The following is a 25,417-nucleotide window of genomic DNA, read 5'->3' on the forward strand; positions in this document are numbered from 1 at the left end:
TCCCAACCCCTCCCTGCGGCCGATCAGAGCCCGGCTGCGGCCAGCATGGCCGATCCGCCACGCTCGGCGGGATCGGAATGGTGGCGCATCAACGCAAACAGCTCGCGCCCCACACCCATCGATTCCGCAGGCGCTTGCGCGTGTTCACGCAACGCCCATTCCTCTTCGCTGACAGCGATGTCAAGGACGCCGGTCTCCGCGCAGACCCGAACCACATCGCCATCGCGCAGCTTGGCGAGCGGACCGCCCAGCTTGGCTTCGGGCGAAACGTGAATGGCGGCGGGCACTTTGCCCGATGCGCCGGACATTCGGCCGTCGGTGACCAGCGCAACCTTGAACCCGCGGTCCTGCAGCACGCCGAGCGGCGGGGTCAGCTTGTGGAGTTCAGGCATGCCGTTGGCGGCAGGGCCCTGGAAGCGGACCACCACCACTACATCGCGTTCCAACTCGCCCGCCTTGAACGCGGCAAGCACTTCATTCTGGTCGGAAAAGACGCGGCAGGGTGCCTCGATCGTCCAGCGTGAGCGGTCGACTGCGCTGACCTTGATCGTCCCGCGCCCCAGCCTTCCGCCCAGCAGCCGCAAACCGCCCTCGCTCTGGAACGGCGCGGAAACCGGGCGCAACATCGCATCGTCGCCGCTCTTGTCCGGAGCGGGCTTCCAGCGCAGCGCATCGCCGTCCATGAACGGTTCCTGCGCGCCTTCCCCCAGCCCATCGCCATAGACGGTAAGGATGTCACCGTGGGCCAGCCCGGCGCCGACCAGTTCCTTGATCACGTAGGGCATGCCGCCCGCCGCGTGGAAATAGTTCACGTCGCCCGCGCCGTTGGGATAGACGCTGGCGATCAGCGGCACGGCGCGCGACAGTTCGTCCATGTCGTCCCAATCGATCTGCACACCCGCCGCCCGGGCAATCGCCGGCAGGTGGATCACGTGATTGGTCGAACCACCCGTGGCGAGCAGGCCGACAATGGCGTTCACGATCGCCTTTTCATCGACGCAGCGGCCCAGCGGGCGGTAATCGTCGCCGTCCCATCCGATCTCGGTCACGCGGTGGACGGCGGCGCGGGTCAGTTCCTGCCGCAGCTTGCTGCCGGGCAGGACGAAGCTGGAGCCGGGCATGTGCAGCCCCATCATCTCCATCATCATCTGGTTCGAATTGGCCGTGCCATAGAACGTGCAGGTGCCCGCCGAATGATAGCTCGCGCTTTCGCTTTCCAGCAGTTCGTCGCGCCCCACCTTGCCTTCGGCATAGAGCTGGCGGATCCGCACCTTCTCCTTGTTGGCAAGGCCCGAAGGCATCGGCCCTGCCGGGACGAGGATCGTCGGCAGGTGGCCGAAGCGCAGGGAGCCGATCAACAAGCCGGGCACGATCTTGTCACAGATGCCCAGCAGCAGCGCGCTTTCGAACATCGCGTGGCTGAGCGCAACCGCCGCGCCCATCGCGATGGTGTCGCGGCTGAACAGCGACAGCTCCATCGAATCCTGCCCCTGCGTCACGCCGTCGCACATCGCCGGAACGCCGCCTGCGACCTGCGCCGTGGCGCCGCGTTCACGGGCGAAGACCTTGATCTGTTCCGGGTAGCGGCCATAGGGCTGGTGCGCCGAAAGCATGTCGTTGTAGGCGGTGACGATACCGATGTTCATCGCCTTGCCCGCGCGCAGCACCGGCTTGTCTTCGCCCGAGGCGGCAAAGCCATGCGCAAGGTTGCCGCAGGAAAGCTGCGGACGGTTGAGCCCTGCGTCACGCTGGCGCGCGATCAGGTCGAGATAGGCGGCGCGGCTGTCGCGCGAGCGGGCGACGATGCGGTCGGTGACTTTGGCGACCGTGGGATGAAGGGCCATCATTCGCTCCAGTAAATCGTGACGGGCGGGCCGAAGCCGCGCAGGAAGTCGGCGACCGGATAACGGTCGTCGCCCTTGAGAACGCGTTCGATGAGCGCGCGTTTCGAAGCGCCGGTCACAACGAGGATGATCTCCTTCGTTGCCTTCAACGCCTTTTTGTTGAGGCTGAGTCGATCGAACGGCGCTTCGGGAGGAAGCGGGATCGGGGTCGTGGCGATGACGCTGGGTCCCGGACGGACCATCGCGCGCATGTGCGGAAACAGCGAGGCAACGTGGCCGTCCTCACCCATCCCCAGCCACACGAGATCGAACGGGGTGACCTCCATGCCTTCTTCAAGCCGTTCGAACTTCGCGCCCGAATGGCCCAGCGCCGCATGGATCTTGCCGAAGTTCGACGCGGCGTGATCGTCGGGCACGCAGCGATCGTCGGTCAGCGCAATGGTCACCGTGCTCCAGTCGAGCGGACGATCCTTGAGCAGGGCGAGCACCTTGATCGGCGTGGAGCCGCCGGTGAAGGCGATCCGCTTTTCGCCCGGCCGCGACAGTTCTGCCGCAATCCGGTCGGCCACCGCGGCGGCATCGCCCGGCTCGGCCCAGCGGACGGTCGCCGGCTCAGTCATTCCAGCTTCTCCCATCGCGCTCGGTCAAGGCGATGCCGGCATTGGGCCCCCAGGATCCTGCGGCATAGGGCTTCACCTCCATGTCGCCCTTGGCCCACACTTCGCGAATGGCATCGGTCCACTTCCATTGCGCCTCGACCTCGTCACGCCGGACAAACAGGGTCTGTTCGCCCTCGATAAGATCGAGCAGCAGGCGTTCGTAGGCGATGCGCTTGCGCGCCTTGGCAAACGCGGTCGCGAGCGAGAGATCGAGGTTCACTTCGCGCAGCACGATCCCGCCGCGATCGAGCCCCGGCTCCTTCGCCATAACCTGAAGCCGCACGTATTCCTCTGGCTGCAGGCGGATGACGAGGCGATTGGCGCGCAGCTTGCCGCCGCGATCCGAAAAGATGTTGTGCGGCACCTGCTTGAATTCGACGACGATTTCGCTGCGCCGTTCGGCCAGCCGCTTGCCGTGGCGCAAGTAGAACGGCACGCCCTGCCAGCGCCAGTTGTCGACGTGGGTCTTGATCGCGACGAACGTTTCGGTGTCGGAATCCTGGCCGAGATCCTCGGTGTAGCCCTTGACGCTTTCACCCTTCACCGCGCCGGCGCGATACTGGCCGCGCACCATCTCTTCCGGCTTCACCGGCCGCAGCGCGCGCAGCACCTTCACCTTCTCATCGCGGATCGAGGTAGCGTCGTAATCTCGTGGCGGCTCCATCGCGGTGAGCGCGAGCAGCTGGAGCATGTGGTTCTGCACCATGTCGCGCAGCGCTCCGGTATCGTCGTAGAAGCCCTTGCGCCCCTCCAGCCCGACGGTTTCGCTGACCGTGATCTGCACATGATCGATCCCTGCGCTGTTCCAGAGCGGTTCGAACATCATGTTGGCAAAGCGCAGCGCCATCAGGTTCTGCACCGTCTCCTTGCCCAGATAGTGGTCGATGCGGAAGATCTGCCGTTCGTCGAACCCGGCCGCGACGGCGTCGTTGATCCGCGCGCTGGAAGCGAGATCGTTGCCGAGCGGCTTTTCAAGGCCGATGCGGACGTCGGCATGGGCAAGCCCCGCGCGGCGCAAGCCTTCGATGGTGGGTTCGAACAGCGCGGGCGCGGTGGAGAGGAAGATCGACAGCCCGCAGCTCGTATCGCCCAGCTTTTCCGCAAGGGCGCCGAAGGAATCGACCTGCGAGGCATCGAGCGCCTGGTATTCGAGCCGATCGAGGAACGTAGCGAGCTTGGCTTCGTCCTTGCGATCGGCGGGCAGGAATTCATCGAGCGCAGCCTTGGCGAAGGCACGGAATTCGGCGTCGTCGTGTTCCGATCGCGCTGTGCCGACGATCCGCAGGTTGGGATCGATCAGTTCGTCTTCGTGGAGGGCGTAGAGCGAAGGCAGCAGCATGCGCCGCGAAAGGTCCCCCGTCGCTCCGAACAGGAGAAGGGCGGAGCAGCTTGCATGGGCCATCGAACGAGGTCTCCCTTGGCACGTCGGGACAAGGCCCGACCGTTATCGCCACGCGCAGCCCTAGAACGCTGAGCGCACCGGTCCAGACTGCATAAGTATGCGAGCGCCCCGGTCAGGGCGCGCGCATACTTTTGCACTGCAACAGCGCAGGTTCAATGCCGGTTCGGTACGGGTGTGCCCCGGCGGATGACCCCGGCCAGCGCAAACCCGTCCAGTTCATCACCCGAAAGATCGAGCCAGGCACGCAGGCCTTCGTCGGTATGTTCGCCAACGCGCGGCGGCGCAGTGTGATAGGTGGCAGGCGTTGCCGACAGTTTCGCCGGGAACGCCACCGTGGGGATGACCGCCCCATCTGCCCGTTCGAAAGACTGCACCGTTTCCCGCGCGGTCACGAACGGATCGGCATAGACATCCTTCAGCGTGTTGACCGGTCCTGCGGGGACGTTGGCGGCGACGAGCCGGTCGATCAGGGCGAGCCCAGTTTCGTGGGCGACCGCGTCCTGGATAAGCTGTTCGATGGCATCGCGATTGACCTGCCGTGCGGCAGAGGTGGCGAAGCGGGGGTCATCGGCAAGGTCGGGCCGCCCGAGCAGACCGCACAGCGCGCGGAACTGGCCATCGTTGCCGACCGCGATGATGATTTCACCATCGGCCACGCGGAACGTGCGGTAGGGCACCACCGTCGGGTGGCGATTGCCGAGCCGCCCGGGATTGATCCCGCCGACCAGCCACGACGATCCCTGATTGGCCATCATCGCGATCTGCGTGTCGAGCAGCGAAAGATCGATCTGCTGCCCCTCGCCCGTGCGTTCGGCATGGCGCAGGGCGGCAAGGATAGAGACAGCGGCGTACATGCCGGTGGACAGGTCGGCCATGGCAACGCCGGCCCGCAGCGGCCCGCCACCTTCTTCCCCCGTCACCGACATGAACCCACCCATGCCCTGCGCCACGAAATCGTAGCCCGGACGATCGGCATAGGGCCCCGTCTGGCCGAAGCCGGTAATCGAGCAATAGACGATGCGCGGGTTGATCGCGCGGATGGCTGCGTAATCGAGCCCGTAGCGCGCGAGGCCGCCGACCTTGAAGTTTTCGACCAGCACGTCGGCCTTTGCGGCAAGGCTGCGGACGAGGTCAGCACCCTCGGGCGTTGCGATGTCTATCGCGATCGAGCGCTTGTTGCGGTTGCAGCAGATGTAATAGGCGCTCTCTTCCGGGTCCTCGCCGCCTTCGGGCGTCTGCAGGAACGGCGGGCCCCAGGCGCGGGTATCGTCGCCCCTCCCCGGCTGTTCGACCTTGAGCACGTCGGCACCAAGATCGGCCAGGATCTGCGTTGCCCAGGGCCCCGCGAGCACGCGAGCGAGATCGAGCACGCGTACGCCATCGAGCGCGGCCTTGGTCGGATTCATGGGATCGCCCTTTCCTGCAGGAGGCCTGCGATAGGGGGCGACCTGCCGGCGCTCAAGCGCAGCCGGCAGGTTTCAGCACGATGAAAGCGCTTACCTGGTCGCCTGGGCGAGATAGGCGATCAGGTCGGCGCGGTCCTGCGGGTTGGGAATGCCGGCGAACGGCATCTTGTTGCCCGGAACGTACTTGGCGGGCGCCGCAAGATAGGCGTCAAGCGTCTGTGCGTTCCACGTCACGCCCTTGCCCTTCATCGCCGGGGAATAGGCATAGCCCGCGACCGATCCAGCCTTGCGGCCGATAATGCCCTTCATCGAGGGGCCGAGGCGCGTGGCGCCAGTATTGAGATCATGGCAGGCGGCACAACGGGCGTAGACCGTCTTGCCCTTGGCCGGATCCCCCGCAGCCTGCGCACTGGCGGCGGTCACCACCAGCGCGGCGCCTGCCATGATGCCAAAGCCGATCCCCGAACGAAGAAACGCCATCGAAAACTCCCGAATTGCAGAGACCTGATACCCGCTGTCAGCTTTCGCGCCTCTGAACACTTCCGGCGGCAGAGGCAAACCCCTTTTCGTTCAAGCCGCTACCGGCGCGCTGACGGCCCCCAGCTCTGGGATGCCGACCGAGCGGCGGCCGCCATAATCGGTGCGCACCACGATCAGCCCGCTTTTTTCGAGATGTTCGAGCAGACGCCGGATGCGCCCGGGCGAGCGCGTGCCATAGGCTTCGGCAAGGCGTTCGTCGTCGGGGCACGGCGCGCCCTCGCTCGCGGCCACGGCCAGAAGCAGGAAGGGGGCGAGCAGATCATCGGGCACGTTGCGCGCGATCTTGAGCAACAGCTGCCAGGCGGGATCGGCGTCATCGGGGATGCCGGCGACCGCCATCGCGAAACGGCGGCGGAACGCGGCAAGGTCGATGCCGGTGTTGGCAAGCCGCTGCATCCGGCAACGGACGGTGAAATCCTGATAGAGCTGCGCGGCAGGCTGGAAGGTGCAGTCCGGTTCGCGCGCCATCTCGGCCAAGATTTCCGCCACCTGCGCCGCGGTTTCTTCCTGCATGAACAGGCTGGGTTCGACCGGCGGCTCCACCTGTTCCGATACCGGCAGCGTGCTTTCGATCTGCCCGAGCAGCTGTTCGCTATCGACCGGCGCCGCTTCGGGTTCCGGCGCGCGCGGCGGCGGCTCCATCGCCAGCGGTTCGGACAGCAGGATCGATTCCATCTCCGCCCCGGCGGCATTGGGCAAGGGCATCAGCCCCTGCACCACGTTGCGCGCCCGCGTCTCGACATCGCCGATGCGCACGCCCACCGGCCGACGCGCGATCGCCGGGCCAAGGCCGAGGAAGTGGCCGCGTTCCAGATCGCGGATCTGTTCGGCCTGGCGACGCTCCATTCCCAGAAGGTCCGCCGCGCGCGCCATGTCGATATCGAGGAAGGTGCGCCCCATGAGGAAGTTCGAGGCTTCGGCCGCGACATTCTTGGCAAGCTTGGCAAGCCGCTGGGTGGCGATGACCCCGGCAAGCCCGCGCTTGCGACCGCGACACATCAGGTTGGTCATCGCGCCGAGCGAAAGGCGCCGCACTTCGTCGGTCACGTCCCCGGCGGCGGCGGGCGCGAACATCTGCGCTTCATCGACGACGACCAGCGCGGGATACCATTCGTCGCGCGGGGCATCGAATAGGGTGTTGAGGAACACCGCGGCACAGCGCATCTGCGCTTCGAGCTCCAGACCGTCGAGCGTCAGCACCACCGAGGCGCGGTGCTTGCGGATGCGCGCGGCGAGCTTGGCGATTTCCGCCTGGTCATAGGCCGAGCCATCGACGACAACATGGCCGAACGCTTCGGACAGCGAGGCGAAATCGCCTTCGGGATCGATCACCACCTGCTGCACCACACTGGCGCTCTGTTCGAGCAGGCGGCGCAGGAGATGCGACTTGCCGGACCCGGAATTGCCCTGCACGAGCAGGCGGGTCGCAAGAAGCTCCTCGATGTCGATCCGGACGGGGGAGCCGGTGCGCTCTGCCCCAATGACGATGGATGCGCTCACAGGACGAGGCTCTGGCGGGGCAAGGCCGAATCAGCAAGCCCCGCCAGGCGCGTCATCCCCGGGTTTACGTTGAATGGCCCGACTTTGCGGCGAAGGGTTCAGCGATACGTAAGCCCTGCACCGCGCCGGTACAGCGGATTGCGGCTGTCGTCGCTGCGCGCGGGGTCCTGCGCCGCCACGGCCTGCGCGGAGGACGGCAGTTCGAAAGGCAGGTGTCCTTGCGGCTTTGCCTTGCCCGTCACCAGATCGAGCAGCACCGCGTCGCTGGCGCCGAACAGGCCGAACAGCGCACTCGCCTTGTTCAGGGCCAGTGCATCCTTCAGCGCGGTCAGCACAGCGGGCCGGTCCAGGTCGACCGCGACCACGGTGGGCACCCGCGCGGCGGCAAAGGCGACCGTCCGTGTTGCTTCGTCATCGGCACGGAAATCGAGCCGCCCTTCATGCTGGCGCGATCCGAAGAAGGCGCCGGGGTGCAGCAGTTCATGCGGCGTCGCCACGCGCACCAGCGCCACATCGGCGCGGGCGATGTCGTCCACGGGCTCAAGCCCGGCCGCCCGCGCTGCATCGGCGGAAACGCCCGAAAGCCAGACCTTGCGCGCGGACCGCAACGGCAGCAGGCCGCCGCGGTTCTCCAGCAGCACCTGGCCTGCGCGCTGCGCCGCGTCCGCCTGGGCCTGTACCGCCGGATCGCCCAGCACGTGCGCGGCCGCCTGCGGATCGACATAGGGATTGTCGAACAGGCCCAGCTGGAACTTCAGCGCCAGCACCCGGCGCGCCGCCTGGTTCACCCGCGCGATTGACAGCTTGCCCGCCTTGATCGCAGCCAGCAGCGGCGCTGGGTCGGCCACGCCGCCGAACTGATCGATGCCGGCATTGGCACCCAGTGCAAAGCGGTCGCTTTCGGGCATGTCCTCCACGCCCCACGGCATCGCAATGGCAAAGCCCTGCGGCTTTTCCGCTGTGGGCGCGCGGCACTGTTCGGGGCAATCGTTGGTAATGGCCCAGTCGGACACCACCAGCCCGGTGAAATGCCGGTCCTGCCGGAGCAACCCTTCGATCAGCGGCCGGTTGAATCCGCCGCCGACCGGGGGCAGTGGCTTGCCCTTGCGGGTGGCGCCATGGGGGATGACGTAAGTGGGCATGACGCCCGCACTCCTGGCCGCCAGCGGTCCGTCGAACGCGGCAAGATGGCGCTGGAAGCTGGCCGCATCCAGCTTCGCGTTGCGGCCGTAATAGTTGTGTCCGTCAAACCCTTCGGGTTCAGCTCCATAGCCCGCCCAGTGCTTTACCACCGTAGCAACGCCGCCCGGCGCCAGCCCATTGGCTCTGCCCTGGAATCCGCGCACGTATGCCCCGGCAAGCCGCGAGACGGTGGCCGGGTCGGATCCGAAGGTAGCATTGCCACGCGGCCAGCGCGGTTCGGTGTAGAGGTCTGCCTGCGGCGACAGCGCCATCTGGATGCCAACCGCACGATATTCCCGCGCAGCGATCCGGCCGAAGTTTTCGACAAGCTTCTCATCGCCGATTGCCGCCAGCCCGAGCGGTTCCGGCCACTTGGAAAAGCCGCCGCCCGACGACGACGCGCCGACGATCACCTCGAAGTGGTTGCGCGGGTCGGTGCTGATCGTCACCGGGATGCCAAGGCGGGTGCCTTCGGCAATCTTCTGGATCGCGTTGTTTTCTTCGGCGAAGTGCGCCGGATCCGCATCGAGCCGGGTAATGAAACTGTTGACGCCCGAACCGATCAGCCGCGCGGCACCATCGTGGTCATAGCTTTGCCCAAGGCCGATTGGGTTGCCCCCTTGCCCCGGCAGCGTGCCGTGCAGCATCAGGCCGACCTTCTCCGCCAGCGTCATCCGCGCCAGCAGATCATCCACCCGGCGCGCGGTCGGCACGGCGGGGTTTTCATAGGCATCGAGCGCGCCGTTGTGATTGAGATCCCGCCACGTTCGCGGCGAATCGGCCAGCGCCGTCGTTCCCAGCAATCCGGCCAGACCCACGGCCGCCGCCACCCAACGCTTGCCCATCGCATTCTCCCACGCACTCTTTTGACAGCGCAGGACATATCGCATTCACAATGCGTTGCAAGGCCGCTCCGGGTTCGCCCCGGAGCGGCCTTGGCGGTCGACGCATCAACGATCGCGGTGCAATCGCGCCTCAGTGTCGGATCAGGTAATCGAACGCGGAAAGCGCTGCCTTGCTGCCCTCGCCCATCGCAATGACGATCTGCTTGTAGGGCACGGTTGTCGCATCCCCGGCCGCGAATACACCCGCAAGGCTGGTCTCGCCCCGCGCGTCGATTTCGATTTCACCCCGGTTGCTCAGAGCAAGTGTGCCATCAAGCCATTCGGTGTTGGGAACAAGGCCGATCTGCACGAAGATGCCTTCCAGCGTCACCTCGTGCTCCTCCTCGGTGTTCCGGTTGCGATAGCGCAGGCCCGTGACCTTGTCGCCATCGCCGATCACTTCGGTGGTGAGTGCCGAGGTGATGATTGTGACGTTGGGCAGCGAGCGCAGCTTGTCCTGCAGCACCGCGTCGGCGCGCAACACGCTGTCGAATTCGATCAGGGTGACGTGCGCGACGATCCCGGCGAGGTCGATTGCCGCTTCCACACCCGAATTGCCGCCGCCGATCACCGCCGTGCGCTTGCCCTTGAACAGCGGACCATCGCAATGCGGGCAATAGGCGACCCCACGGTTCCGATACTCTTCTTCACCCGGCACGCCCATCTGGCGCCAGCGGGCGCCGGTCGACAGGATGATTGTCTTGGCCTTCAGGCTGGCGCCGCTTTCCAGTTCGATGGTGGCATAGCCATCGCCGTTCGCCGGCTTGAGCGCGCTGGCCCTCTGCAGATTCATCACGTCGACGTCGTATTCCTTGACGTGGCCTTCCAGCTGCGCGGCAAGCTTGGGACCTTCGGTGTGCTGGACCGAGATGAAATTCTCGATGCCAAGGGTATCGAGCACCTGCCCGCCGAAGCGTTCGGCGACGACGCCGGTGCGGATGCCCTTGCGCGCGGCATAGATCGCCGCGGCCGCGCCGGCAGGCCCGCCACCGACCACGAGCACGTCGAACGGCTCCTTGGCCTTGATCTTTTCGGCCGCGCGGGCGACCGCATCGGTATCGACCTTGGCCATGATCTGCGCGAGGTCCATGCGGCCCTGGCCGAAGATCTCGCCATTGAGGAAGACCATCGGCACGGCCATGACCTTGCGCCGTTCAACCTCGTCCTGGAACAGCGCGCCATCGATCGCGGTGTGTGTAACGTTAGGATTGAGCGCCGCCATGATGTTGAGCGCCTGCACCACGTCCGGGCAGTTCTGGCAGGTCAGCGAAAAGAACGTTTCGAAGTGCAGCGGCACGTCGAGCGCGCGCACCGCATCGAGCAGTTCCGCGTCTTCCTTGGGCGGATGCCCGCCGACATGAAGCAGCGCGAGGATCAGCGAGGTGAATTCATGTCCCATCGGAAGGCCGGCGAAGACAGCTTCGGCGCGGCCTTCATCGGCGCGGATGGCGAAGCTGGGGCGCCGGGCTTCGGTTCCGTCGAACCGCGCCGAGACCTTGTCCGACTGCGCAGCGATTTCTTCGACCAGCGCGCGCGTTTCGGCGGACTTGGGGCTTTCATCGAGCGATGCGACCAGCTCGATCGGCCGGCGCAGATTGCCGAGGTAGGCCTTCAGCTGGGCGGTGGTGGCGGCATCGAGCATGGGCATTGTCAGGGTTCCTTCAGGCAGCACGCGGCAACCGCCACGGCGAGTATGCCGGGCGCGAAGGTGGCTTGTCTGTTATCGAGAGCAGAATGTTTCCCCGGGGAAACATCTGGGGAACATTGTTTCGGTAGTGGCCGGGCGGCCGACTTTGTATCGGACCGCCCGGCAGGTATCGGGATCCCTCCCGAAACGTCAGGGTCAGATCTTGCCGACGAGGTCAATCGACGGGGCGAGCGTTTCGGCGCCCTCTTCCCACTTCGCCGGGCAGACCTGGCCGGGGTGTTCGCGCCAGTACTTGGCGGCCTTGATCTTGCGGACCAGCTCGGCGGCGTTGCGGCCCACGCCTTCCGGGGTGATTTCGATCAGCTGGATCACACCATCGGGATCGACCACGAAGGTACCGCGATCGGCAAGGCCGACGCCGGGGCGCAGATTGTCGAACGCGTTGGTCAGCGTGTGGTTCTGGTCACCGACGAGGTAGTAGGTGATCTTGCCGATGGCGGGCGAGCTGTCGGCCCAGGCCTTGTGGCTGAAGTGGGTGTCGGTCGACACGCCGAACACTTCCACGCCGAGTTCCTGGAGTTCGGCATAATTGTCCTGGAGGTCTTCCAGCTCGGTCGGGCACACGAAGGTGAAGTCGGCCGGGTAGAAGAAGAACACCGCCCACTTGCCGGCGATATCGGCCTCGGTGATGTCGACGAACTTGCCTTCCTTGTAAGCCGTGTTGGCGAAGGGCTTGATCGGGGTGCTCAGCAGAGACATGCGATTTCCTTTGCAGTCGCAGGTTATGAAACGGGGCGGCACACGAAGGAGCGCCGGTACGAGGGTTGAGCTAGCGCCTCGATGTTTCAATTTCCAATGATCAATTCCGGCTAAATTGATCGAAAAAGGCGATCAAGGCACCGGAACCAGTCGGTGCATCAAATGTTACTCCGCGCGACGCAGCGGGTGTAGCCTCTTGCGTTTCATGCATCCGAGTTGCGGTCTTTGCACTTGAAACCAGTTGCGCGACGGCCCAACTGCGCCCCAGAATAAACGAAACGATCTCGTTTCATTACAGGATCCCACGATGGACGAGCCCACTGCCACCCCCTCCACATCCAGCCCGGCCCCTGCTGACGACCCCACCGCGGCCGCTCCCAATCCTGGCAAGCGACGCCTGATCGGGCGTATCGCGCTGGGCGTCCTGGCCGTGGGCATACTCTATGGCGGCTATTCGTATTTCGAATACCGCACGTACGGCCGATACTTTCAGGAAACCGAAGATGCCTATGTCAAGGCAGACGGTGTGGCGGTCAGTTCCAAGCTTGCGGGTTACGTCCGCAGCGTGAACGTGACGGAGAACCAGGCGGTGACGGCTGGCAACCTGCTGATCCAGGTCGATCCGACCGACTATTCGACAAAGCTGGAGCAGGCCGCCGCCCAAGTCGAGGTCGCGCGGGCGAGCGAAGCGGCGACGCGTGCCGGGATCGGCGAGGCGCAGGCCGGTGTGGCGCAGGCCGCAGCCGCGCTTGCCGCCGCGCAGCGCGATCTTGCCTACCTGAACGGCGAAGTCGCCCGCTACCGCCCACTCGCCGCGAGTGGGGCCGAGCCGAAGCAGGCGCTCGACCAGCTCGTGTCGAACCGTGACAAGGCCGCGGCGCAGGTGCGCGCGCAGCAATCGGCGCTGCAGGCTGCCCGGGCCAAGGTTGCCACGACGCAGGCACAGGTGGGCCAGACCGCCGCGCAGATCGAAGCCGCACGGGCCCAGCAACAGGCCGCGCGCAACGATCTTGCCACCACGCGTATCATCGCGCCGATCAATGGCAAGGTTGCCTCTTCCGGCGTGCGCATCGGGCAGTACGTCCAGCCCGGCCAGCGGCTGCTGACGATCGTCCCAACCGACAAGATCTATGTCGAGGCAAACTTCAAGGAAACGCAGATCGGCCTGATGCGCCCCGGCCAGCCGGTCAAGATCAAGGTCGATGCGCTGCCCGACGTGGAATTCCACGGCCAGGTGGAAAGCATCACGCCCGGCACCGGCGCGAACTTCTCGCTGATCCCGCCGCAGAACGCGACCGGCAACTTCACCAAGATCGTCCAGCGCGTGCCCGTGCGCATCCGCATCAACGCCGGCCCTGAATCCCGCAAGGTCCTGGTCCCCGGACTTTCGCTCCACGTCGAAGTCGACACCACCGCCGCCAAGGGCGCGATCAACGCGATCCAGCAAGAGCAGGATCGGGTGCAGGCCCCGAAGTGAGCAGCGCCGCCCTTCCCGCTGACGCGGTGCCGGCCGGCAGCGCGCCGCGCCCCTCCCCGGCGCAATCGCAGAAGGCCGATCTGTCGGCCTGGCTGGCGGTGTTTGCCGGCGCGATCGGCGCGCTGATGGCGACGCTCGACATCTCGATCGTCAATTCATCGCTTCCGACCATTCAGGGCGAAATCGGCGCTTCGTCTACCGAGGGAACGTGGATCGCCACGTCGTACCTCGTTGCCGAGATCGTGATCATTCCGCTGACCGGGTGGCTGGAGCGGGTCTTCGGCCTGCGCCGCTTCCTGCTGATCGCCGCGCTGCTGTTTACCGCGTTCTCGATCCTGTGCGGCCTGTCTACGTCGCTGACGCAGATGATCATCGGGCGTGTGGGCCAGGGTTTTACCGGCGGCGCGATGATCCCGACCGGCATGACGATCATCGCCACGCGCCTGCCGCGCCACCAGCAACCGGTGGGAACGGCGATGTTCGGCTCGACGCTGATTCTGGGACCCGTCCTTGGGCCGCTTGCCGGTGGCTGGCTGACCGAGAACCTGTCCTGGCACTATGCCTTCTTCATCAACGTGCCGATCTGCATCATCCTCATGGTATTCCTGCTGGTCGGCCTGAAGGGGGCCAAGGCGCGGCTCGATGAGCTTTGGAGCGCGGACTGGCTCGGCATTGCCGGGATGGCGCTGGGGCTCGGCGGGCTGACTGTAGTCCTGGAGGAAGGCAATCGCGAGCAGTGGTTCCAGTCGACCCTGATCTGGCAGCTGACGGCGGTGACGGTCGTGGGCTTCATCCTGATCGGCGTTGGCCAACTGACCGCCAGGCGGCCGGTGGTCAAACTTGCGCTGCTGCGCAACCGGGCCTTTGCCTCGGTCTTCGTGCTCGGCCTGCTGATCGGTGCGGTGCTTTACGGCACAAGCTACGTGATCCCGCAGTTCCTTGCGGCAGTTGCCGGCTACAACGCGCTGCAATCCGGGCAGATCGTGTTCCTGTCCGGCATTCCCGCCGCGATGATGATGCCGCTGTTCCCCCTGCTGATCACCCGGATAGACCTGCGCGTCGCGGTGGGCATGGGCATGCTGATCATGGCGACGTCGTGCTACCTCGACACGACCTTGACCCTGACGTCCGACGGGTCGGACTTCGTCGTCTCCCAGCTGATGCGCGGGCTGGGACAGGCGCTGTGCATGCTGTTCCTGAACCAGGCTGCGCTGGCCAGCGTGGATGCGGACGATGCGGGTGATGCGTCGGGGTTGTTCAACGCCGCCCGCAACCTCGGCGGGTCGATCAGCCTTGCGCTGCTGGCAACGCTGCAGGAACGCCGGCTCGACTTCCACCACTGGACGCTCAACGCGTCGCTTGGCAGCAACGACCCCTCGGTCCAGGATTGGGTCAGCAGCCAGGCGATGAGCGCGGGTGGCGGCCCCGAAGGCCTCGCCACCGCGATCCGATCGATCGACGGCACGGTGCTGCAGCAGGCGCTGGTCATGGCGTTCAGCGACGAGTTCATCGCGCTCGTGGTGGCGATTGCGGTGGTTCTGCCGCTTGTCTTTCTTCTCCGGCCCCTTCCCAAGGGCCGCTTCAAAATGGCGATGCACTGATGCGACGCACGACACTTCTTTCCATTGCCCCTGCCCTTTGCGCGGGGCTGCTGCTCTCCGCCTGCACCGTGGGGCCTGATTACAAGGGCCCGCCGCAAGTCGCCGCCAACGCCGCGGCCCGCGGCAGCTTCGTCCGGGCGGGCGATGCCGTGCGCCCAGACGCCCCGGCCGCAACATGGTGGACCGCGCTAAACGATCCGGTTCTCGACCAGCTGATCGCGGATGCGCTTGCCGGCTCGCCCGATATCGCCGTTGCCAACGCGCGCATCGCGCAGGCTCGTGCCGGCCTTGCCGCCAACAAGACCGCCGTTCTGCCGACTTTCAACGTTTCGGCCGCCACGCCTTACGTCAACGTACCGGGCGGCCTGCTCAGCAGCGATGGCCAGTCGGGCGGGCGCGATTCTTTCACGGTGTATAACGTCGGCTTCGACGCTTCGTGGGAGATCGACCTGTTTGGCGGCACCCGGCGCAAGATCGAGGCTGCTTCTGCGCGGTCGCAGGCTGCCGAAGCGAGCCTCGCCGATGCGCAGGTTACCCTCTCGGCCGAAGTGGCGCGGACGTATGTCGGCTTGCGCACGCGGCAGCAGGCGCTGATCGTGCTCGACCGGCAGGCGCAAATCGACGATGCGCTGGTTTCGCTGGCGGGACAACGGCTGAGCAGCGGGACCGCGCCAGAGCAGCCGCTCGACCAGTTGCGCGCACAAAGGGCACAGACCGAAGCTGACCGTGCCAAGGCACGGGCAGAAACGACCGTCCTGATTGATCAGCTGGCCGTCCTGACGGGGCGTGAGCCCGGCTCGCTCGACGCACAGCTCGCCACCGCCGCCCCGATCCCCCTCCCCCCGGCCGAAGTGGCAATCGGCGATCCCTCGCTGCTTCTGCGCAGCCGGCCCGACATCCGCGCCGCCGAGCGCCAGCTTGCCGCTGCGAATGCCGATGTCGGCGTGCAGATCGCCAACCGTTTCCCGAAGCTCTCGATCCTCGGCCTCATCGGTCTTGGTGGCCAGGACATCGGCGACGTGCTCGATCCGTCGAAGGTTATCGGCCTCGCCCTGCCGCAGCTGAAGTGGAGCCTGTTCGACGGTGGCCGCACCGAAGCGCAGATTCGCAATGCCAAGGGCGCCTATGCCGAAGCGGAAGCCAACTATCGCGCGGCGGTGCTGCGGGGCCTGCAGGATGCCGAAGGCTCGCTCACGCGGTTCGGGGGGCAGCGCACCGCCTATGCCCAGAGCGTGATCGCGCAGCAGCAGGCCGAACGCGCCGCGACGTTGCAGGGCCAGCGTTTCCGCGGGGGTACGGTCGGGCGCAGCGATGCGCTTTCGGCCGAGCGCACGGCGCTGCAGAGCGCACTTGGCGCGGCGACTGCACGGGGCGATCTGACAAACAGCTTCATAGCGGTAGAAAAGTCGCTCGGACTGGGCTGGACCAGCGGCTCAAAACGCGCCAGTGTCGTTGCCGCAGGGAGCGAAAATGAACCTTCAGCGTCTCGTTGTTCTATCTTTTCATCGGATCATTTCCGTAGCAGTCTCATTTCCACTCAGAACGCCGCAAAGGCGAATGAACGGGAAGAGAGATGGACTGGTTTTCGGACATGGGTCGTCGCTTGTTGAAGGCTTACACCGATGGGCTCACCATGAGCTGCCCGGTGTACCGGATTGTATGCGAGGACGAGACAAAGGCAGCAGCTTCGCCCTGTCATATCGACATGCGTCAGCATGACGTCGAAGTCTTCCTCCAACAAAGCGTCACTGTCCGCCACTGATGAGCCCGCCGTACTGGACGGCACCCATGGCGATTGCGGCAATGATTGCCTGAACCCCCGGAGGGGCAGGCCTTCCGTTGCCGAAGCCAGGTTGCTGTTTGACCGCATCCTGGAGGCGAGCTGGCAGGTACTGCTTGCGAACGGGTTCGAGAACTTCACGTTCGATCGGGTGGCCCGCCATGCCCGCATAGGCAAGGCGACGATCTATTCGCGTTTTGCCGGCAAGACCGACTTGATGCGCGCACTGCTTACCTGGCGGGTGGAGCGGCAGCGAAGCCAGATCATGGCTGAAAGCAGCGCAATGGAGCCGGTCGAGGCTTTCACCTTCCGTGCGCAACGCGTGCTTGAAGTCCTCTTCTCGCCCGACGGAATGTTGCTGGAGCGCCTGATCGACTGGGTCGATCTGGAAGCTGGCGCCGGGAACGCTCGCGGCGAAGTCTACCGCAGCGCCTTGCAATCCATCGCCCAGGAATTTGCCGAGTTGAACGAAGCTGGCCGCGCTTCTGTGCCGAATGTCGATCTGGCCGCGCGCTTCTGGCTGGAAGGTCTGCTTGGCCATGCGCGCCTTGCCGCAAGCGAGGGTGCCGAAGGACTGAACGGAAGAGCGGAATGGGCACGCGAATACGCCCAGTTCTTTTTCCGTGGCATTGATGGGATGGTTAATCGTTCCTGATCCGCCCCCGGTGGGCGAACCGGGGGACGCTCTTCATCGCTTTCCCAGCATTTGACGGCAGAACCCTGCGCGACAGAAGTCAGCGTGGGGCGGAATGAAAGGCGTCATCTTCAATTTGCTGGAAGAGGCGATTGTCGCGGAACATGGTGTCGCTGCCTGGGTCGACATCATGGACCTTGCGGGCGCGCGCGGGACTTATTCGTCGCTCGGTTCCTATCCCGACGAGGAACTGTATGCCATCGTCGATCATGCCGCCGCGGGCCTTGCCCTGCCCGTTCCCGACGTGTTGCGATGGTTTGGCCAAGGCGCCATTCCCCGATTAGCGGAACGCTACCCCACGCTTTTCGCAAATCACCGCGGCAGTCGCTCGTTCATCACAAGCGTGAACGATGTGATCCACCTCGAAGTCCGCAAGCTCTACGCAGGCGCTGCTTGTCCACACTTCCATTTCTACGATCTGGCGGATGGTCGATTGGCGATGGCTTACCAATCGCGCCGGCAGCTCTGTCACCTTGCTCACGGCTTTGTCCTGGGCACGGCTGCCTTTTTCGGTGATGCGATCGACGTCGAACATCTCGCCTGCACCAGCAAGGGCGACGCCCTTTGCCGTCTGGCGCTGGATTGGCAATGAAGTACGAGAGAATCCCGCTTTCCGGCAAGACCGAGCCAAGGGGTACCGACCTTGTCGACAGGTTGGAGCGCCAACTCGAGCAGGAGAGGAAGGCCAGGCTAGAGGCCGAGGCGATCGCCGAGCGAGGTTTGCGCGAGCTCTACGAAAGCCAGGTACGGCTCGCGCTGCTCCAGCGGATCACCGACTTTGCCAACCAGTCAAACAGCTTTGCCGAAGTGCTCGACATGGCGCTCAAGGAAATCTGCCTGCACATGGGTTGGGAGTTCGGCAACGGCATCCGTGTTTCAGACAATGGTCGCGTGGCGGCGGCGTGCGATACCTGGTTCGCATCCGAGCCAGATCGCCTATTTCCGTTCGTTGAGGCTTCGCGGGCCATCCGGGTGGGGGTCGGCGATTGTCTGCCAGGACGCGTCCTGCGCGATCATCATCCGCACTGGATTGATGAAATAGCCGCCGAGGACTGGCTTGCCCGGCGGCCGCAAGCCGTTGAGGCAAAGCTGCTGTCGGCTTGCGCCTTCCCGATCAGCATCGGCGACGAGCTGGTGGCGGTGATCGAGTTCTTCTCGTCCAAGCCAATGATCGACAAGGATGCGATCCTGCTGACCATCACCCAGTCGGCAACGCAGCTCGGCCGCGTGATCGAGCGGGAAAGGGCCCGGGCGACCCTGCTGCACGATGCGCTGCACGATGCGATGACAGGATTGCCCAACCGGGTCCTGCTGGACGAACGGTGCCGATCGGCCTTCCAGCGCCTGTCCACGGGGACGGCCCGGCTGGCAATCATGGTCATCGATCTCGACGGCTTCAAGGCGATCAACGACAAGTACGGCCACCACGCAGGCGACGCGCTTCTGGTCGACGTGACAGGACGGTTTCAGGCGGCGATCAACGCCTTCCAGCAATCCCACTTGCAGGCAGGACATGCCACGCTCGCCCGCGTGGGCGGTGATGAGTTCGTCATCTTGCTGGATTCGATCAAGGACGGATCTGTAGCGGAAAAACTGGCAACCTTGTTGCACGACGTTCTGCGCCCGCCCACGCAGGTCGACAACGATCAGGTGACGGCAGGAGCATCGATCGGGATTGCCCTGTCCGGCCCGGAATACGACGACGTCGAACAGATCCGCCGCGATGCCGACCTTGCTATGTACGAGGCGAAGGCGTCGGGATCGGGCCATACTGTCACGTTCACCGATGCCCTCGGCACCGAGGCGCGCAACCGCATGGCGTTGGAGCGCGAGCTGCGCGAGGCAATCCGCGACAAGCAGTTCCTGCTGTTCTACCAGCCCATCTTCGCGCTGACCGAAGATCAGCGGCTTATGGGCTATGAAGCGCTGATCCGCTGGCAGCACCCGACGCGCGGGCTGCTTGATCCGGGTGCGTTCATCGACGCCGCCGAACAGAGCGGCCTGATCGTGTTCATCGGTGATTGGGTCCTGCGGCAAGGGTGCACCGCCCTCGCCTCGCTGCACAAGCGGATGGTAAATAAGACGCCCGGCTGCGAATTGCCCTTCGTTTCGATCAACATCGCGCCGCAGCAGTTCCTGCAGCCAAGCTTTGCCCAGCAGGTTCAGCGCGTGCTGATCGAAACCGGAGTTCCGTCGGATTGCCTGAGGCTTGAAGTAACCGAGGGTGTCGCGATCATCGATGCAGACCGGACGCGTCAGGTGCTCGAGGAAATTCGCGCCTGGGGGGTCAGGACCAGCCTCGATGATTTTGGCACGGGGTATTCCTCGCTCAGCTATCTGCAGAACCTGCCGTTCGACACGCTCAAGATCGACCGATCCTTCGTGGCCTCGATCGAAGATCCCAAAAGCCGCAACATCATCCGCGCCATCCTCGACCTTGCCAACAACCTCAACCTTTCCGTCGTGGCCGAAGGGATCGAATCCCCGGAACAGGGGCGTGTGCTGGTGGAGATGGGCTGCGAATTCGGCCAAGGCTTCCATCTTGGCGTGCCGCTTGATGAAAAGTCGGCCTTCGCGCTGATCGACCAACGACGTGCGGCCTAGGCGAACGTCACTTCTGCAAGGTCGGTAAAATGTCTATCTGCGTCACAACGGCAGATGGGGATTTGGAAGAGATGGCAAACAGTCCTTGGCAACACGCGCGAAACCAGTCGGTCGCGGACGATGTCGATTTCGAGATCAAGGGGCAGGAACTCCAGTTCGTCGAGATCGAGCTGGACCCGGGCGAAAGTGCCGTCGCCGAAGCCGGCGCCTTCGTGTGGAAGGACGCCAGCATCGACATGACCACCGTGTTCGGCGATGGGAGCTCTGCAGGGGACGGTTCGTTCATGGGCAAGCTGCTCGGCGCGGGCAAGCGGCTGGTAACCGGGGAAAGCCTGTTCACCACGGTGTTCACCCATCGCGGGACAGGCAAGGCGCGGGTTGCCTTTGCATCGCCAACGCCAGGCACCATCCTGCCGATCAAGCTATGCGAGGTGGGCGGAACGCTGATCTGCCAGAAGGACAGCTTCCTGGCCGCAGCCCGCGGCGTATCGATTGGAATCGCTTTCCAGCGCAAAGTGATGACCGGCCTGTTCGGCGGTGAAGGCTTCATCATGCAGAAGCTGGACGGCGATGGCTGGGTCTTCGTGCAAATGGGCGGGACGCTGGTCGAACGGAATCTGGCTCCTGGCGAAGAACTCCACGTCGATACCGGCTGCCTTGCCGCCTATACCCCGTCGGTCACCTTCGACCTTGTCACCGCAGGTGGGGTGAAGAGCGTGCTGTTCGGTGGCGAAGGGCTGTTCTTTGCTCGCCTGACCGGCCCCGGCAAGGTGTGGATCCAGTCGCTTCCCTTCGCCCGGCTCGCAGGTCGGATGGCGGCGGCGGCACGCGGCGGCGGGCAGAACCGGGGCGAAGGATCGATGCTGGGCTCGCTGGGCGATTTCATCGAAGGCAACAACTGAGGGTCAGTCGTCGGCAGGTTCTGCCACGCCCGGCCAGTTGGACGTACGATCCCCTGCACCGTCCTTCGGCGCATCGTCAGAAGTTTCGTCGTCAGCTTTAGCCGGATGCATGATCGCATCGACCCCGGCCCCATCCCACTTCGGATCGGCATCGATCCTGGCCACGAGCCGCTGTGCGGCGCGCGCTGCCGGACCACCGTGCGGTTCGTAAGCGGCCGGCAGCAGCGTCGCGCGTGCGTCTGCCAAGGCATGCCTGCGGATCTGTTCAAGCGCCAGCGTCATGCGAAACGAGACATCGAATGGCGCGAGGTTCAATCCCCGCTCAAGCCCGCGGTAGGCAAGTTCCGTGGGATCTCTTCCACGCTTGGCGAAGCTTTCGTAGAAGTAGAAGAGCGGTAGCGGGTGGTCGTTCTCGATGCGATTCAGCGCAACAAACGGCGCCACGGCCTTGCGGAACGCCGCGTCGCGATCGGGCGCGCTTTCGGCGAGCCGGAACAGCGAGTAGCCCTTTTGCACATAGGCGTTGGTCTGGCCGGGATCGATGGCAAGCGCCTTGTCGGCGGCGGCAATCGCTTCGTTGTCATTGCCCGCATCGTGCTCCGCCTCGGCAAGCGCTGCCAGCACGGCCGGATCCTGCTGATACCTGGCTGCCACGGCCCTTGCCTCGACCAGCAATTCCTTTGCCTGCTCCGTGTTGACGCCGCGCCGCGAACGGATCTGCACCGGCATCATTGCCGCCTGCCCGGCGCTGAGCGGGCGCACCTGGATCACAGCGACCTTCAAGGCTGACGATCCCACCTTGATGTACTTCCACTTGTTGCCGGTAAGGTAAGTCTCGAGCTCCTTCTCGAGCACCTTGAAGTCCCCGAACGCTTCAAGAGCTGCTTCACGCTGCGGTTTGCCGCTGGTGATGAGCTTCACATACTTGTCGAGTTGCCCAGCGCGCGGCTTGTGAAAGGTCAGGTAGTGGAAAAGCAGCCATGCCTTTCCGTAATAGGCGTCGTAGGTCTTGCTGCGATGCTTCTCGTAGACCGCCGGGTCGAGCAGATCCTCGGCCGAGACGTCCTTGGCAAGATAGAGCTCTGCACCACGATGCATGGCCGGTCGGCCGATCTCCATGGCGCCGTCGGTGTCGAAACGCGCAGATGCAAAAAACTCGGCGCTGCCTTCGGTGTACCAGCGCGGCATGCTCATCATCGACGATGAGATCGACACGTGGTGGGCGTATTCGTGCAGCAGGGCGATCATCGACCATTCCAGATCGCCTTTGGCGGCTTTCACCCTTGGAACGATGGCGATCGAGCCACCGGCACGGGGCAGATAAAAGCCGCCGAGATACTTGTTGCCCTCGCCATATAGCTTGCGCACCTCGCCCTCTGTCCGGACGACATAGACGGTCACCCGGTTGGACGGACTGGGAATGATCGCCTCGCTCGACGTCAGCAGGGCAATCGCCGCGTGATAGCGTTCAAGCTGGTCCGAAAAGGCGCGCACGTTCTTTTCGTTGTCGTCTGTATAGACCACGAAATGCGCGCTCGAAGCCTCTAGCCAGTTTGCCATAGCGGGCGCGGGAAGCGCCCACGCGACCACCGCTGCCACCAGCCAAGACTTCAGATTTGCCATGCGTCCCCCAACCCTGCCCCACCTTTGCTATGAGGCGTCCGGGACGAGGCCAAGGGTATACCGTATTCAATCTGGTGATTGCCGCCGGCCCGATGAGGCCGGACTCCCCGAACCGGCGGGCAATCCATATCAGCCTCAGATCAGAAGCTGGCCTTGAAGGTTACGCCCCAGGTGCGGGGGTCACCCGGCTGGCCGACGATCAGGCCAGTGCTGCCCGATGCGACCGCAAGTTGTTCGTAATAGTTGACGTCAAACGCGTTGCGAACCCAGCCATAGATGTCGAAGCCGTTGTCGGTGCGATACCCCAGACGGAAATTCGACAGGGCATAGCCATCGATCCAGGTGTAGGCCGAGGGCGACGGGTTGGACGAGAACGACGAGCGATAGTTGCCGTCAAAGCCGAGGTAGGCCTGTCCGTCGGTGCCGAACAGCTTTGCCGGGACGTTCGCCTCAGCGCCATACGAGAACGACCACTTCGACACGCCCGGCAGCCGCTGGCCCGAAATGTCGCACGACAGCGGACTGATCGCGCCCGGCGTCCCAGCGGCACCCGGGGTGCCGATCAGGTTGCCATTGGCGTCGACGTTCTGGGTACCGCCGGAAAGTTCAGGCGGGCACGGCGCGTTGGTGAACTTGCGGTACGTGGCATCGGTATAGGCACCGTTGCCGTAGACGTTGAACCGCTCGCTCGGGCGGGCCGAGAAGTCGAATTCCACGCCCTGCGTGCGCACCTTGTCGGCATTGGCGAGATAGCCGCGCAGCGCGCCCACGGTGTAGTTGGACACCTGGGCCTGGTAGTTTTCGATTTCGGTCCGGAAGATCGAGACGTTGAAGGTGGCCTTGCGATCCCAGAACTGGGTCTTGATGCCCGCTTCGTAGTGGTTGACCGTTTCGGGCTTCACCGTCGCCAGGCTGAGGATCGGCACGCCCGCAGTATCGGCAGGAACACCGTTCAGATTGACGCCGCCCGACTTGAACGTGTGTGCGTAGGTCGCATAGGCATGAATGTCGCGCGCCACATCGTAGGATGCGGTGGCGTCATACGAGAAGTTCCAGTCGGAGAAGCGCACATTGAACTGCTGCGGCGCGAGCACTGCAAGCTGGGCCTTCTCGCGCGCAGTGTTTCCACCTTGCGCGGCGGTCTTGAACACGACCAACTGGCCCGCGCCGTTGGTCACCACCGAATTGTAGTCACCAACCTTCTTGTCATAATTGACGCGGAAGCCGGGCTGGATCTTGAAGGCGTCGGTAACCTTGAACGTCAGCTGGCCGAACACGGCTGCGCTGGTGTTCTTGAGGCTGATGTCGTTGGTTGCGGTCAGGCCGTTGAGCACCGACGGGTCCTTCGACAGGGCATCCGACGGACGGATGAGCCACTTGGACGCCGCAGCGCCCTGCTGCTGCACGCCGCTGGTGCGGATCGTCTGGTAGAAGCCGAATGCACCAAGGACGTAGCCCAGGCGGCCAGTTTCACCCGAAAGGCGCAGTTCCTGCGTGTACTGGTTCTGCTTGGACGGGTTGTTCGACTTCGTGGTGATCGGAAGCCCGAGGAAGTCGCGATCGTTCGACGGGTTCCAGTCCCAGAAGCGCCATGCGGTGATCGAGGTGATCGTGCCGATCCCGGTATCGATCTTGCCGCGCAGCGACACGCCGCCGATCTTGTTCTTGGCTTGCAGCGGCACATCGACATCGGTCAGGCGATCGAACGCATTGGTGCTCGGCACGCTGTAACCCAGCGATGCGGCAAGCGCCGCGTACTGCCGGTTGAGCGCACGCTGGGTCGAACCCGTGCGAGCGTAGATCTGCACGCAGCAGCGGGGGTTCTGCTTACTGAAATCGCCTGCGAGGGTGAAGGCAACGCCATCGTTGGGCTGGAACAGCAGCTGTGCGCGGATACCAAGGTTGTCCTGTTCGTTGACCTTCTGCCCGGTGGCGACATTCAGGATAGTGCCGTCGCGACGGGTCGAGGAAACCGCGATGCGAGCCGCCAGCGTGTCGGTCAGCGGCCCGGACAGGGCCGCCTTGGCCTGCATGAAGCCGAGGTTGCCGACGCTGATTTCGGCGCGGCCTTCGGGCGTGAACGTCGGTTGGCGAGTAGTGATGTTGATCGCGCCAGCAGTGGTGTTCTTTCCGTAGAGCGTGCCCTGCGGCCCGCGCAGAACTTCGATCTGCTTCACGTCGAGGAAGTCGAACGTGCTCGATGCCACGCGCGCCATATAAACGTCGTCGACATAGATGCCGACACCCTGCTCGATGCCATCGTTGGTCAAGCCAAGCGGCGCGCCGAGGCCACGGATGTTGACCGAGGTGTTGCGCGGGTTCGAGCTGTAGAACTGCAGCGTTGGCGTCAGCTGCTGAAGCCGGCCGACGTTGAAGCTGCCGGTGGAATCGATGTGATCGCCACCGACGACCGAGATGGCGAGCGGGACATCCTGCGCCGTTTCCTGACGGCGGCGGGCCGTGACGACGATGTCGTCCACGTCGGACTGGCCGGTGCCCACAGACGTGCGTTCAGCGGCTGGAGCGGTCGCTTCATCGGCGGCGGTAGCGGCCGCCGCGTCGGCGGCGAAGGCGGGAGCGGAAAGCGCGAGCAGCGCAAGCGGCGCGGCACCCGCAAGCAGGGTTACACGAGACATCTTGAGGTGATCCTTTGGGTCAGGGTCACGATGCCTCCAGTGGTCCGGTTGGCAGTCGGGAACGCTTGAATGGGTCTTTGTTTTTCTTGAGTTTTAGTTCGGCTTGAGACGCTTCTTCTCGGTCACGTCGATCTGGACGACGCGGCCTTCGTGAATGGTCAGCGAAACATTGCCGTAACGCAGGCCGGCAAGAGCTTCGCGCACGCTGGCGATCGATTCTTCCAGGTGGCGCTCGGCATCGTTGCGGGGCGCAGCGGGTGGAGTTGTCATGGCTGT

19 protein-coding genes are annotated in these 25,417 nt (G+C 64.6%); 7 read left to right on the top strand and 12 right to left on the bottom strand.

Annotated elements, in window-relative coordinates; genetic code table 11:
- Nucleotides 1-23: 23 nt before the first annotated feature.
- From edd to ahpC, 9 genes are all read right to left on the bottom strand, one after another.
- Nucleotides 24-1,844: a phosphogluconate dehydratase gene (edd, locus tag HHL27_RS10360; protein WP_206069531.1), complete on the bottom strand. Its 1,821-nt coding sequence runs from the start codon at nt 1,842-1,844 to the stop codon at nt 24-26.
- A complete protein-coding gene (locus HHL27_RS10365) occupies nt 1,844-2,464 on the bottom strand; it encodes a 6-phosphogluconolactonase (protein WP_169493341.1) in 621 nt (206 codons plus the stop codon). The genes edd and HHL27_RS10365 overlap by 1 nt, the downstream gene beginning before the upstream one ends.
- Entirely contained in the window at nt 2,457-3,905 is a 1,449-nt protein-coding gene (gene zwf / locus HHL27_RS10370; RefSeq protein WP_169493342.1) for a glucose-6-phosphate dehydrogenase, read from the bottom strand. Before zwf ends, HHL27_RS10365 begins: the two co-directional genes overlap by 8 nt.
- Before the next feature lie 152 nt (nt 3,906-4,057).
- Nucleotides 4,058-5,311 carry a CaiB/BaiF CoA transferase family protein gene (locus HHL27_RS10375; RefSeq protein ID WP_169493343.1) on the bottom strand — a complete coding sequence of 418 codons (1,254 nt, stop codon included), beginning with the start codon at nt 5,309-5,311 and terminating at the stop codon, nt 4,058-4,060.
- A 90-nt stretch (nt 5,312-5,401) separates the two neighbouring features.
- Nucleotides 5,402-5,791, bottom strand: coding sequence for a c-type cytochrome (locus tag HHL27_RS10380; protein ID WP_169493344.1), 390 nt, complete (start codon nt 5,789-5,791; stop codon nt 5,402-5,404).
- A 90-nt stretch (nt 5,792-5,881) separates the two neighbouring features.
- Entirely contained in the window at nt 5,882-7,351 is a 1,470-nt protein-coding gene (locus HHL27_RS10385) for a helicase HerA domain-containing protein (RefSeq protein ID WP_169493345.1), read from the bottom strand.
- Between the two features lie 98 nt (nt 7,352-7,449).
- The gene (locus HHL27_RS10390; RefSeq protein WP_169493346.1) at nt 7,450-9,378 is read right to left on the bottom strand and encodes a glycoside hydrolase family 3 protein; all 1,929 of its coding nucleotides are present in this window, start codon (nt 9,376-9,378) and stop codon (nt 7,450-7,452) included.
- Between the two features lie 130 nt (nt 9,379-9,508).
- On the bottom strand, nt 9,509-11,059 hold the full coding sequence (gene ahpF, locus HHL27_RS10395; protein WP_169493625.1) for an alkyl hydroperoxide reductase subunit F: 1,551 nt from the start codon (nt 11,057-11,059) through the stop codon (nt 9,509-9,511).
- A 201-nt stretch (nt 11,060-11,260) separates the two neighbouring features.
- Nucleotides 11,261-11,824: an alkyl hydroperoxide reductase subunit C gene (gene ahpC / locus HHL27_RS10400; protein ID WP_169493347.1), complete on the bottom strand. Its 564-nt coding sequence runs from the start codon at nt 11,822-11,824 to the stop codon at nt 11,261-11,263.
- Between the two features lie 307 nt (nt 11,825-12,131).
- Between ahpC and HHL27_RS10405 the strand changes: the two genes are divergently transcribed.
- From HHL27_RS10405 to HHL27_RS10435, 7 genes are all read left to right on the top strand, one after another.
- Nucleotides 12,132-13,301 (top strand): HlyD family secretion protein, encoded by a 1,170-nt coding sequence (locus HHL27_RS10405; protein WP_169493348.1) that lies wholly within the window; start codon nt 12,132-12,134, stop codon nt 13,299-13,301.
- Nucleotides 13,298-14,902, top strand: a complete 1,605-nt coding sequence (locus HHL27_RS10410; RefSeq protein WP_169493349.1) for an MDR family MFS transporter — start codon at nt 13,298-13,300, stop codon at nt 14,900-14,902. Before HHL27_RS10405 ends, HHL27_RS10410 begins: the two co-directional genes overlap by 4 nt.
- Complete coding sequence (locus HHL27_RS10415; RefSeq protein WP_169493350.1) at nt 14,902-16,512, top strand: efflux transporter outer membrane subunit; 1,611 nt, start codon at nt 14,902-14,904, stop codon at nt 16,510-16,512. Before HHL27_RS10410 ends, HHL27_RS10415 begins: the two co-directional genes overlap by 1 nt.
- A 105-nt stretch (nt 16,513-16,617) precedes the next feature.
- Nucleotides 16,618-17,337, top strand: coding sequence for a TetR/AcrR family transcriptional regulator (locus HHL27_RS10420; RefSeq protein WP_169493351.1), 720 nt, complete (start codon nt 16,618-16,620; stop codon nt 17,335-17,337).
- 94 nt (nt 17,338-17,431) lie between these two features.
- A complete protein-coding gene (locus HHL27_RS10425) occupies nt 17,432-17,968 on the top strand; it encodes a heme NO-binding domain-containing protein (RefSeq protein WP_169493352.1) in 537 nt (178 codons plus the stop codon).
- Nucleotides 17,965-19,980: a putative bifunctional diguanylate cyclase/phosphodiesterase gene (locus HHL27_RS10430; protein ID WP_169493353.1), complete on the top strand. Its 2,016-nt coding sequence runs from the start codon at nt 17,965-17,967 to the stop codon at nt 19,978-19,980. Before HHL27_RS10425 ends, HHL27_RS10430 begins: the two co-directional genes overlap by 4 nt.
- A 71-nt stretch (nt 19,981-20,051) precedes the next feature.
- Nucleotides 20,052-20,882, top strand: coding sequence for an AIM24 family protein (locus HHL27_RS10435; RefSeq protein WP_169493354.1), 831 nt, complete (start codon nt 20,052-20,054; stop codon nt 20,880-20,882).
- Nucleotides 20,883-20,885: 3 nt separating this feature from the next.
- On the opposite strand, the gene HHL27_RS10440 is transcribed toward HHL27_RS10435, so the two are convergent.
- The 3 genes from HHL27_RS10440 to HHL27_RS10450 all read right to left on the bottom strand — a co-directional run bounded on the left by HHL27_RS10440 (nt 20,886) and on the right by HHL27_RS10450 (nt 25,411).
- Nucleotides 20,886-22,505: a DUF1570 domain-containing protein gene (locus HHL27_RS10440; protein WP_169493355.1), complete on the bottom strand. Its 1,620-nt coding sequence runs from the start codon at nt 22,503-22,505 to the stop codon at nt 20,886-20,888.
- Nucleotides 22,506-22,645: 140 nt separating this feature from the next.
- Entirely contained in the window at nt 22,646-25,141 is a 2,496-nt protein-coding gene (locus HHL27_RS10445; RefSeq protein ID WP_169493356.1) for a TonB-dependent receptor, read from the bottom strand.
- A 93-nt stretch (nt 25,142-25,234) separates the two neighbouring features.
- Nucleotides 25,235-25,411 carry a YezD family protein gene (locus tag HHL27_RS10450; RefSeq protein ID WP_169493357.1) on the bottom strand — a complete coding sequence of 59 codons (177 nt, stop codon included), beginning with the start codon at nt 25,409-25,411 and terminating at the stop codon, nt 25,235-25,237.
- Nucleotides 25,412-25,417 lie beyond the last annotated feature (6 nt).

Origin of the sequence: Novosphingobium olei (genome assembly GCF_012927405.1) — a bacterium.
In the GTDB taxonomy this organism is placed as follows: Bacteria; Pseudomonadota; Alphaproteobacteria; order Sphingomonadales; family Sphingomonadaceae; genus Novosphingobium; species Novosphingobium olei.